The 13,546-nt window shown below is 59.9% G+C and carries 12 protein-coding genes and 1 pseudogene; 2 read left to right on the top strand and 11 right to left on the bottom strand.

All coding sequences use genetic code 11. From position 1 onward, the window contains the following. From C934_RS0107045 to C934_RS0106995, 11 genes and pseudogenes are all read right to left on the bottom strand, one after another. Window positions 1-843, bottom strand: a complete 843-nt coding sequence (locus tag C934_RS0107045; protein WP_018855997.1) for a class I fructose-bisphosphate aldolase — start codon at window positions 841-843, stop codon at window positions 1-3. After that, window positions 816-2,579: a glycerol-3-phosphate dehydrogenase/oxidase gene (locus C934_RS0107040; RefSeq protein ID WP_020610527.1), complete on the bottom strand. Its 1,764-nt coding sequence runs from the start codon at window positions 2,577-2,579 to the stop codon at window positions 816-818. The genes C934_RS0107045 and C934_RS0107040 overlap by 28 nt, the downstream gene beginning before the upstream one ends. A 12-nt stretch (window positions 2,580-2,591) precedes the next feature. Continuing rightward, window positions 2,592-3,587, bottom strand: a complete 996-nt coding sequence (locus C934_RS0107035; protein ID WP_018855994.1) for an aldo/keto reductase — start codon at window positions 3,585-3,587, stop codon at window positions 2,592-2,594. Next, window positions 3,584-4,591 (bottom strand): sugar-binding transcriptional regulator, encoded by a 1,008-nt coding sequence (locus C934_RS0107030; RefSeq protein ID WP_018855993.1) that lies wholly within the window; start codon window positions 4,589-4,591, stop codon window positions 3,584-3,586. The genes C934_RS0107035 and C934_RS0107030 overlap by 4 nt, the downstream gene beginning before the upstream one ends. A 1-nt stretch (window position 4,592) precedes the next feature. After that, window positions 4,593-5,582, bottom strand: coding sequence for an ABC transporter permease (locus C934_RS0107025; RefSeq protein WP_018855992.1), 990 nt, complete (start codon window positions 5,580-5,582; stop codon window positions 4,593-4,595). Between the two features lie 16 nt (window positions 5,583-5,598). Further along, window positions 5,599-7,125 carry a sugar ABC transporter ATP-binding protein gene (locus tag C934_RS0107020; RefSeq protein ID WP_018855991.1) on the bottom strand — a complete coding sequence of 509 codons (1,527 nt, stop codon included), beginning with the start codon at window positions 7,123-7,125 and terminating at the stop codon, window positions 5,599-5,601. A 187-nt stretch (window positions 7,126-7,312) separates the two neighbouring features. Beyond that, window positions 7,313-8,341, bottom strand: coding sequence for a substrate-binding domain-containing protein (locus C934_RS0107015; RefSeq protein ID WP_018855990.1), 1,029 nt, complete (start codon window positions 8,339-8,341; stop codon window positions 7,313-7,315). A gap of 733 nt (window positions 8,342-9,074) precedes the next feature. Beyond that, the gene (locus C934_RS0107010; protein WP_018855989.1) at window positions 9,075-10,358 is read right to left on the bottom strand and encodes an ATP-binding protein; all 1,284 of its coding nucleotides are present in this window, start codon (window positions 10,356-10,358) and stop codon (window positions 9,075-9,077) included. A 172-nt stretch (window positions 10,359-10,530) separates the two neighbouring features. After that, window positions 10,531-10,737: a hypothetical protein gene (locus C934_RS0107005; protein WP_245267920.1), complete on the bottom strand. Its 207-nt coding sequence runs from the start codon at window positions 10,735-10,737 to the stop codon at window positions 10,531-10,533. Window positions 10,738-10,758: 21 nt separating this feature from the next. Next, window positions 10,759-10,806: pseudogene (locus tag C934_RS36395) on the bottom strand (hypothetical protein); the annotation flags it as partial. Window positions 10,807-11,008: 202 nt separating this feature from the next. After that, the gene (locus C934_RS0106995; RefSeq protein WP_018855986.1) at window positions 11,009-11,656 is read right to left on the bottom strand and encodes a hypothetical protein; all 648 of its coding nucleotides are present in this window, start codon (window positions 11,654-11,656) and stop codon (window positions 11,009-11,011) included. Window positions 11,657-11,917: 261 nt separating this feature from the next. Between C934_RS0106995 and C934_RS36390 the strand changes: the two genes are divergently transcribed. Both C934_RS36390 and C934_RS0106985 read left to right on the top strand, forming a co-directional pair. Then, window positions 11,918-12,583 carry a Rap1a/Tai family immunity protein gene (locus C934_RS36390; RefSeq protein ID WP_156828724.1) on the top strand — a complete coding sequence of 222 codons (666 nt, stop codon included), beginning with the start codon at window positions 11,918-11,920 and terminating at the stop codon, window positions 12,581-12,583. 5 nt (window positions 12,584-12,588) lie between these two features. Next, window positions 12,589-12,945 carry a hypothetical protein gene (locus C934_RS0106985; RefSeq protein WP_018855984.1) on the top strand — a complete coding sequence of 119 codons (357 nt, stop codon included), beginning with the start codon at window positions 12,589-12,591 and terminating at the stop codon, window positions 12,943-12,945. Window positions 12,946-13,546: the final 601 nt, after the last annotated feature.

Genomic DNA, 13,546 nt, shown 5'->3' with positions numbered 1-13,546 from the left:
TCACCCCCGCTGATAAACTGCAAACGCCTCTTCGCCGCTTGCATCCTCGTGGATGATCGCCATCAGTCCGCGCACGACGGCGCTTGGATTGGCGTGCTGATAGATGTTGCGCCCGTAGACCATGCCCATCGCGCCCTGCCGCATCAGGGCCGCGGACTTCGCGAAGACCGCGGACAGATCCTCCTTGCCGCCGCCGCGGACCAGAACCGGGCAACGCGCCGCCTCGATGACGCGATGAAAATCCTCCGGGTTGGTCGTGGGATCGGCCTTGACGATATCGGCGCCCATTTCGCGGGCAAGCCGCGTCAGCGTCACGATCTTGTCGGCATCGCCATCGACCATGTAACCGCCGCGCTCCGTCACAGGCTGCATCACCAGCGGCTCGATCATCAGCGGCATGCCGTATTTCTCGCAATCGGCACGCACGCGCGAAATATTCTGGACGCACTGGCGGAAGAGATCGGGCTCGTCCGGCAGCATGAACAGATTGACGACGACGCAGGCCGCATCCATCTGCAGCGCGCCGATCAGCGGCTCGGCCTCGTTTTGCAACACGGCCCACATGTCGCGATGGCGGATGCGGTTGTAGGGGTTGCCCATGTCGAGACGCATGACGAGCGCTGGTTTGTCCTTGCCAGGCAGGTCCTGCAGCAGGTCGGCCTGGCCGTAATTCATCTGGATCGCGTCGGGCCTCGCGTCCACCAGCGCCTTCACGACGGCCGGCATGTTCGCCAGGCCTTCAAGGAAGGACGGCTCGTTGCAGACGCCATGATCGATCGCCACATCGAGGCAACGACCGTTGCCGAACAGCCGGTTCATCCGGACCTTGCTGACGTCTCGCATTGTTCACTCCTTTGTTCGTTCCTTGCGGAAAGGGTTTGCTCCGAAACACCGTGACGGTCGTTCAGGAGGGTCAGAAAATGGGTTCGCTCCTCGGCAGCGCGCTGCGGCGGCCAGCCTTTTTCGGCGGCGAGAATCGCGAGGGCGGCATCGGCCATGTCGAGCGAAAGTTCGCCGGTGATGGCGAGCGTCGTGCGGCGCAAGAGAAGATCGTCCAGATGCTCCACCGCTTCCGAGCGGATGAGATGGATGAGCTCGCGGGCGCTGTAGCCGGCATGCGGCAGGGCGTGATCGGGAGCCTGGGCATGATCCGTTGCGACGAGGAAGCGGGCGATTTCGGCAGCGTCAGTACCATAGCGCGTGAAGAGGGTGGCGATGCGATCCTCCTTAAGGCCGGTCGCGCAGGAAAGCTGCCGTAGCCAGTCGCTGCGATCCTTGGGAAAGCTGCGCCCGCCGCCGAAGGTGCGATCGGCGGTATCGATGCGGCGCTGGCGGCCGAGCCGGTCGAGCGCCATGTCGGCGGCGAGTTCGCCGAAGGACCGGAAGGTGGTCCACTTGCCGCCGATCATGCAGAGCACCGGCGGGCCGAGATCGCGGCCCTCGACGACCGTGCAGAAATGATCGCGCGGGATGCGGCCGGTGAAGCTGTCGTTGCTGGCCGGCAGCGGCCGAACGCCCGCGAACTGGAAGACGATCTCTTCCGGGCGGATGACGATGCCCGGCAGCACGAAGGCCAGCGATTGCAGGATGTAATCGCGCTCGTCATCCTCGCAGCGCACCGTGCCGGGATCATCGACGCGGATATCGGTGGAGCCGACCAGCACCTTGCCGAGATAGGGAAAGAGGATGCAGATGCGACCGTCCTCGTTCTCGTAATAGATCATGTGGCCATCGAGCAGGTCGCGCAGGCCCGGATGATCGATGATCAGGTGAGAGCCCTTGGTGCCGCCCATCAACGGCGCGGGACGGGCATCCTCGGGGAAGAGCGAGCCATTGGCGATGTCGATCCAGCCACCGGTGGCGTTGACAATCAGCGCGGGCCTGATCGGCAGCGATTGTCCGGAGATCGCATCGTGCAGTAGAAAGTGGCCGGCCGGGGCGTGTTCGAGCGTCGCATAGTTGAGGGCCTGCGCGTTCGGACCAGCCGAAAGCCCGTCGCGCAGAAGCTCGATGCCGATGCGTTCCGGGTGGCTTACCCAGGCATCGTAATAGGTCGCGGCGCTGCGGATTGCCGGGTTGAGCGCCGGCCATTTGGCAAGCGTGCCGCGGCGGCCGCGAAACTGGTGTTTCGGCATCAGCGCCCGTTTGCGGGTCAGGAAATCATAGATGGCAAGGCCCGTCTTGATGGTGATGGCACCGCGGCGGCTCGGGCGGCGGGTGAGGCCGAGAAACCGCACGATGCCGTTGCCGAGGCCGGAGAAAATGTCGAAGATAGGTACTGTGGTCGGTAGCGGTGCGACGTAATGCGGCGCGTTGCGCAACAGCCGGTCGCGCTCGACCAGCGATTCCCGCACGAGGTCGAACTCGCCGTTTTCGAGATAACGCAGGCCGCCATGCACCATGCGCGACAGCGCGGCACTCGCGCCGGAGCAATAGTCGCCCTTCTCGACCAGCAGCACGTTCACGCCCTGCAGCGCCAGCTCGCGGAAGACGCTGAGCCCATTGATGCCGCCGCCGAGGACGCATACATCCACCTTCGGGCTTTTGCGAAACCCGTTCCATGTCTCTTCACGGTTCATGTTGAGAGCCTGTTATCTGTCCATGTGGGCCAGTTTCGCCGCCAGCGCCGCGTCGATGGCCTTGAGATCGTCAGCAGAAAGCCGGAGCGTGCCGGCCCTTGCATTGTCGAGTGCCTGTGCCGGGTTGCGCGCACCACAGAGGGCAAAGGTCACGCCCGGCTGCGCCAGCGTCCAGGCAATCACCACCTGGGCGACGCTCGCGCCATGCAGCTCGGCGACGGGTCGTATCGCCTCCGAGAAATCCTTCGCCTTCTGCCGGTTGGCGACGGAAAAGCGCGGATTGTCCTTGCGTTGGTCATCACCCGAGAAAATGCGATCCGGTCCGATGGTACCGGAGAGCAGGCCGAGTGCCAGCGAGGAATAGCTGAGCGTCGACACGCCGTTTTGAACAGTGAGCGGAAGCAGGTCCGCCTCGATCCCGCGATCGATCATGCTGAACCGCTCCTGGATCGCATCGAGTGATCCGGTTTGAATGTATTGCCGAAGCTCAGAGCGATCGACATTGCTGGCGCCGATGGCACGGATCTTGCCAGCCGCCTTCAACTCTTCAAGCGCCCGCACCGTCTCCTCGATCGGTGTCGTTACGTCCTGCCAGTGGGTGATGTAGAGGTCGATATAATCCGTGCCGAGCCGGCGCAGGCTTTGCTCGACCTCATGGATGATCGAGTCGCGCCCGAGATAGCGGTGAACCGGCTTGCCATCCTGATCGAAGAAATGCTTGCCGTTCTGCGTATGCCAGGCAAGGCCACATTTGGTGGCGATGACGGCCTTGTCGCGGCGGCCGGCGATGGCCTTGCCGACGATCTCCTCCGAGCGGCCGAGGCCGTAAGCCGGCGCCGTGTCGATGAGGGTTACGCCGGCATCAAGCGAGGCCTGGATGGCGGCGATCGATTGCGGCTCGTCAGTGCCGCCCCACATCCAGCCGCCGATCGCCCAGGTGCCCAGCCCTACGGCCGAGGCCGCGACGCCGGAGCGCCCGATCTCGCGGATCAACTGCTCGCCGCTCATGCCGAAAACCCTTCCCCGGATGCTATTTCAAGGATACGCGCCCCAGTCGCCTCGTCGGTGACGAGCGTATCGAGATGGTTGCCGCGTAGCACGCTCAGGATGGAGCCGGCCTTGCTGAGGCCGCTTGCCACGCCGATCTTGGTCGGGATCGCCGCGAATTCCTCAAGCGTCAGCGAAACCAGTGCGCGGTTGAGGCTGTAGTCGCAGACCCGGCCTTCGCCATCGAGCAGATGGGCGAGCAGTTCCGCCCTCGCGCCGGAATGTTCGATGGCCTTGCGGTCCTCGCTGGAAGAGGGGTGCAGGTCGTAATAGGTCGAATCCGAGCTCAGGATCGAGCCGATGCCCACGACGGCGACCTTGGCTTCCCGCGCCCGCTGGAAGACATCGGCAACGGCGCGCATGTTGATCAGCATGCCCCGCTGCTCGGCATCATCGGCAAAGAGCGGCGCGTGGATCTGGTAGGAGCGTCCGCCGAGCCGATCCGCCATCAGGGTAGCGACGTGGTTGACGTCGGTATAGTGCTTGCCCTGCACGCAGCCGGTCGCGGGGATCACCTCGACATCGAAGCGACGAGCGGGCTGCAGGCCGGCGACGACGGCGCCGACACCCTTGCCCCCGGTGATGCAGATGGTATCGCCATCGGCGATCTCCTCGATCAGCAGGCGGGCCGCCGCCTCGCCCACAGCCTGCAGCGCCGTCTGGGGATTGTCGGATACGGTCGGCACCACCACGGCGCGGCTGATGCCGCCGAGCGCCAGTAACCGCTCTTCCATATCCACCAGCGGCTCGACCGGCGATTTGATCTTGATCTCGACGAGGCCGAGCTGGCGGCCGCGCTTGATCAGCCGGTTGACGGTGGCATGCGAGATGCCGAGCTGGTCGGCGATCTGTGCCTGCGTCAGGCCCTCGAGAAAATGCAGCACGAGCGCCTGGTGCATCTGGCGCGCGATGACGATTTCCTCGCGCGGTGCTGTCGTCTTTTGTTTCAGTTTGGCGATTGGCATATCAGGCGGCCTTCCGCTTGTGCAGAAAATGGTCGATGGAAACGGCGGCGAGCAGAATGCAGCCTTTGATCATGTCTTGCCAATAGACGGAGACGTCGAGCAGGATCAACGATGACGTGACGACCGAGAGCAGCGCGATGCCGAGGATGGCGCCGAAGATCGTGCCGGAGCCGCCATTGAGCGAGGCACCGCCGATGACCGCCGCCGCGATGATGTTGAGTTCCATGCCCACGCCGAATGTCGGGGTCGCCGCCCCGAAGCGGGACATGTAGATCACCCCTGCGACGCCCGCGAGGGTCGAGCAGAGAACCGTCACCCAGAACTTCACCTGGTTGGTCCTGATGCCGGAATAGAGCGCCGCCTTCTCGTTGCTGCCTGTATAGAACACCTTGCGGAAGGCGGTGGCCCGGCGCAGCAGGAAATCGAACAGGACGACGACGGCGACGAAGATCAGGATAACGTAGGGAATGCCGTGGAAGGTGCCCTGTCCAACCGCCTTGAAGCCTGCCGGCAGGGTAAAGAGCGAGAGCGGCGTGCCCTTGGTGATGATGAGGCACAGCCCGCGCACGATCACCATGCCGGCGAGCGAGGTGATGAAGTGGTTGAGCCCCACTACGGTCACGAAGAAACCCATGATCGCGCCGATGACGCCGCTGGCAAGAATGCCGATCAGTGAGGCCGTCCATGGATCGAGCCCGGCAAGAAACAGCGAGCCGGAGAGCACCATGGCGAAGCAGACGACCGAGCCGACGGCGAGATCGATGCCGCCGACGATGAGCAGGATCGTCATGCCGACGACGACGATGCCTTCCACCGAAAAGCTCATCAGCATGGCGCGGAAATTGCCGAGCGTTAGGAAGTGTGGCGAGGCGAAGCTCATGGCGAGGCAAAGCGCCAGGATGATCGCGATCAGTCCCGCTTCACGCATGCTGCCGATGCGTTTGAAGTGCCCTGTTTTCGGGATATCCGCCGCTATCGTGTCGATTGCCATTCCCGTCTCTTTCTCCTTAAGCGGCATGATCAGCCGTCCTTGCTGCACTGACCCCCGATGCAAGGCGGATCACCGTTTCTTCCGTCATATCGTCCCCGCCCACTTCGCCGGCAATGCGCCCTTCGCGCACGACCAGAACGCGGTCGCAGAGCCCGAGCAGTTCCGGCATTTCCGATGAAATAACGACGATGCCGATGCCCGAGCCCGCGAGATCGCGCAGCAGCCGATGGATTTCGGTCTTCGCGCCGACATCGATGCCGCGTGTCGGCTCGTCCATCAGGATCACCTTTGGTTTGACGGCAAGCTGCTTGGCAATCGCCACTTTCTGCTGGTTGCCGCCGGACAGCGATTTGACCGTGACCTCGACGCCGCCCATGCGAACCGCAAGCTGCCGCGCCAAATCCTCCGCCAGCGCCGCCTCGGCGCGACCGTTGAGCAGGCCGGCATGGTTGGTGAGTGCCTTCAAGTTCAGCACCGAGATATTCTGGGCGATCGACATCTCCAGGAACACCCCGGAGCCCTTGCGGTCTTCCGACAGGTAGACGATGCCCGCCTTGACCGCATCCGCATAGGCGCGGATTGCCTGCGGCCTGCCATGCAGGCGGACTTCGCCGGCGGCATGGGCGCGTAGCCCGCAAATGCCTTCGGCGATCTCCGTGCGGCCGGAGCCGATCAGGCCACCGATGCCGAGGATTTCACCCCGGCGCAGATCGAAGCTGATATCATGGAATCGAGCACCATCACCGAGGCCATCCACTTCGAGGATGGTTTCGCGAGAGGCGACTTCGGCCCCGAGCTTTTCCGGATAGAGCTGGGTGATCTCGCGGCCAACCATGCGGCGCACCACATCATCAGCCGTGACATCGTCGATCTTGTCGGTGCAGACATACCGACCGTCACGAAAAACGGTCACGCGGTCGCAGAGGCTGAAGATCTCGGCCATGCGGTGGCTGATATAGATGATCGAGATGCCGTTCGCCTTGAGGTCGCGGATGATGGCGAAGAGCTGCTGCGCCTCGGTTTCGGTCAGCGCTGCGGTCGGCTCGTCCAGAATGAGCACGCGGCAGTCGAGCGTCAGGGCCTTGGCGATCTCGACAAGCTGCTGACTGGAAATCGGCAGATCCGCGACCTTCTGGCGGACGTCGATGGCGGCGAGCCGGTTCATCACCTTTTGGGCATCGCGCTCCAAAGCGCGGTAATTCATGAAAGGGGCACGCCTGCGGTTGGTCGCGGCCATGAACATGTTCTCGGCCACCGTGGCATCAGGGCAGAGGGCGATTTCCTGATGCACCAGACCAATTCCAAGCGCCTGCGCGGCAGCCGGTGAAGCGATGCGGACGGGCTTTCCATCGACGCGGATTTCGCCTTCGGTCGGCTGCAGCACGCCGGCGATGATGTTCATCAGCGTTGATTTGCCGGCGCCGTTTTCGCCGCAGAGCGCATGGACTTCGCCGCGCTCGAGCGTGAAGTTGACATCCGTCAGCGCCCGGATCGCCCCGAAATGCTTGCTTATGCCATGAATGGTGAGCACCGGCTCCGCCATCGTAATTTCCTTGTTCATGACCGGTCCCCGATCGAGGGGGTTGCGATAATCTGTTTTCTGCCCAGCACGGAAAAAGCCGAGATTACAAGGCGTTGAGGGGATAGTGCGGCTAGTTCTGGCCCAACCATCCCCCTCATTTAGCCCTCCAGGCGCACCTTCTTTCCGAAGGTGACAAGGGCCGATGCACTTACTCCTCGATACCCTTCGTGCCGCGGCGCTTCAGGTACTTGTCCCAATAAAAGTCGTCGGCATTTTCGGCAGTGACGATCGAAAGACCATTGTCGACCACTGGGATGCTCATCGGGTTGAAGCCCGATCGCTTGGCGTCGTTCATCGGGTCGATCAGCTCCGGATGCTTGGCAAGCCACAACAGCATGAAACCCATGTAGCCCTGCATGCCCTGGTTCGGGTTGATCGAGCCGAAGACTTCACCGGCCTTGATCATGTCGAGAATGTTGGCGTTGACGTCGGCGCACATGACAAGAACCTTGCCGCCATTTTCCTTGGACGCCTGTGAGGCGCCGATAGCGGAGTTCGCTTCCGGCATGAAGACCGCGCCGAGATTCGGATTGGCCTGGATGATGCTCGAAAGCCCCTGATAGGCCTTGGTCGGGTCCTGGTTAGAAGCGGCGCGACCGACCAGCTTCATGTCGGGCCACTTTTCCTCCATACGGCCGATGAAGGCGGCGATGCGCTTGTCATGATTGTCCTGGCCCGGATTTTCCAGAACCGCATATTCGCCCTTGCCACCCAGCTTCTCGGCGATTGCGTCGGCAGCATAGATGCCTTCGCGGGTGTTGTCCGAAGTGATGAACGAGACGCGCTTGGAAAGCGGCGAGTCGGCGGCAAAGGTGACGACGGCCGTACCCTGCTCGGTGGCGCGGTTGATCGGCTCGATGAACGGATCGGAATTCATCGGATGGACAAGGATGCCGGCCGGGTTCTGGGCCAACGCCTGATCGAAGGTGGCGATCTGCTTGTTGACGTCATATTCCGGTGTACCGGTATATGCGGTTTCGCAGCCGAGCTGCTGACCGGCCTGCTTGAACATCTCGTAGACCGGGAACCAGTATTCCACACCCGAGACCATGACGTTCATGACGTATTTTTCACCCGGCCTGCAGCGGAACGGACTGTCCGTTTCCGCGGATGCCGTGCCCGCAAAAAGCGTTGCTGCAAGGACCGCCATGGCGGTCGAGCTGATAAATTTGCGCAAGATTCCTCCTCGAGGCCGAAGCCCCTCCCAAAAGCCTGAGGGCGTCACGTTGACGCCGCTGATCGCGTTGAAATCGAACTTCCTCCTCGAAGTCCGATGAGAGCAATAAAGGCGAAGATCAAATGTGTGTCAATATAATTCACGCAATGAAATATATTTCACGTTTCCGGACGGAAGACAGCGGGGCAATCGACCAAAATCGCGGAATTAGGTAGCCAATGCCACAAAATTCCAGGCACAAGAATTGTTGCCTCCAGCTCTGTCGATGGAGTTGGATTGTATTGTGTTGGTCGTCGAGGAACTGAGGCCAAGCTGGCTGAACTGGAAGCCAGACTTGAGGCGATCAAGGCGGAAGCGCTCGCCTTGGGAGCGCACAAGGTCGCTTTCGTGACCGTGACCAAGGTCTTCGATCCAAGAGTAGCGTCCGAGCCCTGGCCGCCGCGTCACCGACCTCCTCAAAGGCCGTGATGTCCGCCGCGTCCTCCTCGAGCTACTCCGAGATGCCGAAGAACCGGTCCTTGCAGGTGATCTGTCGAAACAGTTTGCCGAACGCGAAGGCTTTGGGGCCAGATTGACGGGATCGGTTCCAATCTAGCTGGAAGGTTTTCTGGCCTGCTCGAACGCATGGAGCAGACGGGCCCGGTTCGCTTGTCAGGTGCTCCCGATGGTCGTCGTAGATTGTGGGGGATCGCCTGGAAAGCATTTGAGGATTAATCTGGGCTGCCCGCTCAGGCTAACTGTCTTCGAATGACCACAATATCGACAGAGGGAGCGCGAATATGTTTTCGCCGAAACTGAGTACGCGCTCTCCCATGTAGACGACGATGCCGACGAAGGGACGGTTCACCCCTGGGCCTTCATCTCGAAACCATCGCAGATGTTGGAAATCCTTTGCTTCAACCGTAGTCGATGTCTTCATCTCGAAGCCGATTATCGTTCTGTCTGACTCAGCAAGGATGTCTATCTCGCGTCCTCGTTGATGCCTCCAATGATAAAGTCGCCACTGACGCATTTGATGGGGGACGGATTTCCACATTTCATTGAAAACGAAATTTTTGAACAGACCGCCAAGCGCTGTGGGATTCGCGCCAATATTGAAGCTCTGGGTGTTCATGCTCCTCAAAGCTGCGACGATCCCAGTATCCACAAGATGGATTTTTGGCTGGCGTATGTCGCGCCCGGTCTCTCCAGAGGTCCACGCAGGCAATCGTCGCAATAGTGAGAGCTTGGTCAGAATATCGAGGTAGGTATCGGCCGTATTCCGTTGCAAACTGATGTTTGAACACAGTTCGTCTATATTCAGCCCGTTTCCGACACGCGTAGCTAGCTGATCGATCATTCGCCTCATGGCGTCTAATTTTCTTATTTTTAATATGTACGCGACGTCGCGTTCCACGATACTGTCAACGTAGTCTCTGTATCGATTTTGCCTCCAGCGCTCTTCCAGAGTTCGTATCTCGGGGAAACCGCCTGCGACTATCAAGTCGATGTATCGTGCCCGGGACAACGTTTCTGCTTTAGGCAGGTCTAGCGGATCGGGACGGTCATTCGCCGATGCCCAGTCGAGAATTTTCGCAGGCCCCATGCGATTTGTTTCGGCGACACTCATTGGAAGCATCGTCATTGTATGGACCCGACCTGCCAACGAGTCCGCCACGTCCGCGGAAATGAAAACGTTGGATGAGCCTGTCAGGACGAACTGACCCATTGCTCGGTTCTCGTCCACGATTCTCTTCAACGCCAAAGCTAATTTCGTTGATCGTTGGGCTTCGTCGATAATGAGGGGACCCGCTTTCGTCTCAGCCAACAGGGAATCCAGCTGTCCTTTTGGATCGGCCTCAATAGCCGCAAGCACACCCTCGTCATCCAAGGTGATGAATTTTCCAGCGCTCAATAGATCGCGTACCAGTGTCGTCTTCCCGACCTGGCGCGGTCCAACAATGTTAACCACTCGCGCTGATGCAAGTGCAGCCTTTAGTTGGGACTGCAGATGACGCGGGAGGAGACCCTCGTCCATGATGGTCACCTCACAGTCGACGCAATTCGATGTGGGGAAAGTTGCAATAGAGTTGCGGTGAAAGTGTCAATAGAATGCGGGGGAAACCTTCAATAGGAACCCGGTGAAACCGTTAATAGCGTCCCGGTGAAACTGACAGTACACGTCGGAGAAATCACGAACCCCAGATCGGTCACCGCAGGTAGCGCTGCCTATCGACCGTCGTGTCTTCAATCCACACCTGGTCTTCGATACGCTCTGCCGCACCTTGCCAGTATCCGCAGAGGTGATCAGACGGCGTGCGGTGGGTGACCGTACGCAGTACGCCGGCGAGCTGCCAGCGCAGACCCATGTAGCGGGTGTCTTCCTTCCAGGCGGCCATCGCCATGTACCAATCCAAGTACTTCACCGAGAAGCGGTGGTGGATGCCGTCGTACGAGCGCTCGGCGCGGGAGCAGAAACTCTCGATGCTGTCGGTGTCGGTACCGTCCTCGGTCTGGTAGGCGTGGGTTGCTTTTCACGCCGGACACCAACCTTGTGGAATTTGCTACCCAAACCCGCAAAATCGCGCACACATCCGTTGGCGCTAACAAGTCAACGTCATCAGGCGAACACGGACCCGCACATTTGACGATCAGGCCGACCGAAATCTCATAACGGAGAGAGCGATATCAGTGATGTGCGTGTCGGGCGTCGGTACCGGCGGAAACCGCTCGGTTGCAGGCCTCTCTCAACTTCGTTTTTGCCTCTTCGAGGGCCTCCTCACCATATAAGGTCACGAAGCTCTCCTGATAGTAGCCATTCGCCGCCAGTCCCCCATGGATTTCCATGGGCAGCGCATGCGGGGAAAGCCGACTGATCTCCTGAAGATTATCCTTGCCGACCGTCTCCATCAGATGAAGGCTATGTTTTCCATCGACAATCACGCTTACCATCGAGATTTCCCGTCCGGGACTTGAACGGTCGGCCGGCATGATGCGGCATTCGACGGACATCTCTTCCAGCAACCCGTGCTGCTTTCCTTTCTCGGCCTCGGGAAAGATCGAATAGCCAACGATCTTCGCATTGCTGGTCACCGGCCTGAAGGAATGGGCGTTCGGCGGGCGGACAGGGTGTTCGCACAGAAGGGCGTTAAGGCGGGCCAGTATGGCATCCGCGGACCCGACAAGGGGCTGACTTCCGAGCATCGTCAGGCGGAGCTGCCCGTCCTTTACGCGAGGTACGCTGAAGATGAAGTTGGGACTGTTGAAATTCCTCTGCACGATCTTGAACGCAATTTGGGAATCAACGAGGTCGTAAAAGAGACCGGATGGGATCACGGCACTTCTCCTTTGAGAGTCTTGAAACACCAAACGAGAAACAAGGGCTGGGGCAACGCTGATCGCCGCATACAAGTTGGCAGCGAACCGAATCGCTTGCACTAGGGTCCCTTTTATCCCGTGCTGTGTCAATTTGACGGAGCGGAAGCCGAGAAGCTGGCTTTGAAGCGCCGCGATCCTGGTCAGCGCCTGGCGGCTAGGAAAGACACCACCCGAGCCCGATGAGCGCCTCCTGCAGCAGGGTGACGACTCGATTGGCGTATGTCTCGAGGTATTGTACGGCAAGCCTTTGCGACGTGCCGTCCACCCTACGACCGTGACGTCTCTCGCTGCCGGTTCGAAACGCTGTGCCAGGGCAAAGGTCTTACAATCCCTCACCGCAAGGTATACGGGTTCGATCCCTGTCGCTCGCACCATCTTGAAATCATTCATAAAAAGAAGATCTCCCTTCCTCAAGCAGAAATCCCGATTTTTCAGCAGGGGGCACAGCAGGGGGCACGAAACCCATACCTCGTGGTATCCTCACGTCGCCGGATGGTGTTGGCTTGGCATTCGAATGCTGACACCGCTACCGCATCACTGGGGATTGTCATGAAAAAGTATCTATCGGCTGCCGTGGGCTTGGCCATGGCGTGCGCCATTCCGACTGCGCCTGCCTTCGCTAATACGAACATCTACGGCGGGTTTATCAACGGAAACGAATTATACGGTTGGTGCACGGCAAGTGATGAGCGCACTGCGTTATGCGTCGCCTATGTTGATGGTGTGGCCGATGTAATGGGCGACAGTTGCTTGCGAGCGGGAGTGAGTGAGAAGCAGGTGGTCGATGTTGTGACCAATAGCTTGCGCGACCACCCGGAAGAACGGGACAAACTGGCGGCGACCCTCAGTATAGCGGCAATCACGAAAGCCTTTTGTCCGGGGTGAAGTAAATGACGTTCTGGGATGGCTTTTTGCCCGCGCTTGGGGTGTTTGCTGCCGCTGGTGTGGCCTATGCGACGTGGCATTTCTGGAAATGGGTTTTGGGGGCCGTCACGATGCTGGCCGTCGCCGCGCTCACATCGATGTGGGCTACTGACAGGGCAGACGCGTACTATGCCGCTCTGTTTCGCAACGAGTTGGTGGCGAGTGGCTCAGTGGCTACCACATGCGATGGGCTTTTGGATTGGCCGAATGGGCAAGCCTGTCGTAACGCTAAAAATCTCGCGTGGCTTAGTCTCCCCGATGATGAAAAACAGATCGCGCTGGATCCTTGGTTGCTGCAATCCATGTTGCGAAGAGCCAACTAGCTCTCGATAACGCGACCTACCGTGTCAAGCTGAAGGTCAACCGTTGCGAGAAACTTGGTCATTTCGTATCCGGGGGTTCCGTCGGCCCCAACCTGGGGATAAGGTCGTCGAAGTCAGTGCCCAAGGCTTTGGCTTTCCGCTTTCATCGAGGGTCCACGTCCCCTTCGCCTTGCGCCTGGCGATCTCTATGTCCACTACCCACTCCCGCGGTGCTGAAAAGCTCAAGATGATCTGTTCGGATGCGACGAGAAATCGAAGCAGAACCCGACGGGATCGTATTCAGCACTGGAATTGCGGAACCTCCGGTGAGTGGAGTTGACCCATTTCTCAGCGAACTGATGTTGAAGGCGATGCCAGGCAAGTTCGAACGCCGATGGCACACTTTCGGATTAGCCAATGAAAAAAGAGGCCCCTAAAGGCCTCTTTTCCACTCGCAACTCAAATCTAGTCACTACTTTTTGTTGCCGTTGCCGGAACTTCCGTTCCCGTGCCCGTTGCCGGAATTTCCGTTTCCGTTTCCTTCGTTCCCGGTACCATTCCCCCCACCGTTCCCGTTGCCGTTGCCGGAATTTCCGTCTCCGCCGTTGCCAGAATTCCCGTT

Source organism: Rhizobium sp. 42MFCr.1 (assembly GCF_000377185.1).
GTDB classification, from domain to species: domain Bacteria; phylum Pseudomonadota; class Alphaproteobacteria; order Rhizobiales; family Rhizobiaceae; genus Rhizobium; species Rhizobium altiplani.
This window is presented reverse-complemented; position numbering and strand designations above follow the sequence as displayed.

What these genes read in the sequence shown, in the direction of transcription:
- C934_RS0106985 (WP_018855984.1), top strand. Translation starts at nt 12,589, where the DNA reads ATGACGTTCTGGGATGGCTTTTTGCCCGCGCTTGGGGTGTTTGCTGCC.
- C934_RS0107025 (WP_018855992.1), bottom strand. Translation starts at nt 5,582, where the DNA reads ATGGCAATCGACACGATAGCGGCGGATATCCCGAAAACAGGGCACTTC.
- C934_RS36390 (WP_156828724.1), top strand. Translation starts at nt 11,918, where the DNA reads ATGTCTCGAGGTATTGTACGGCAAGCCTTTGCGACGTGCCGTCCACCC.
- C934_RS0107045 (WP_018855997.1), bottom strand. Translation starts at nt 843, where the DNA reads ATGCGAGACGTCAGCAAGGTCCGGATGAACCGGCTGTTCGGCAACGGT.
- C934_RS0107040 (WP_020610527.1), bottom strand. Translation starts at nt 2,579, where the DNA reads ATGAACCGTGAAGAGACATGGAACGGGTTTCGCAAAAGCCCGAAGGTG.
- C934_RS0107035 (WP_018855994.1), bottom strand. Translation starts at nt 3,587, where the DNA reads ATGAGCGGCGAGCAGTTGATCCGCGAGATCGGGCGCTCCGGCGTCGCG.
- C934_RS0107030 (WP_018855993.1), bottom strand. Translation starts at nt 4,591, where the DNA reads ATGCCAATCGCCAAACTGAAACAAAAGACGACAGCACCGCGCGAGGAA.
- C934_RS0107020 (WP_018855991.1), bottom strand. Translation starts at nt 7,125, where the DNA reads ATGGCGGAGCCGGTGCTCACCATTCATGGCATAAGCAAGCATTTCGGG.
- C934_RS0107010 (WP_018855989.1), bottom strand. Translation starts at nt 10,358, where the DNA reads ATGGACGAGGGTCTCCTCCCGCGTCATCTGCAGTCCCAACTAAAGGCT.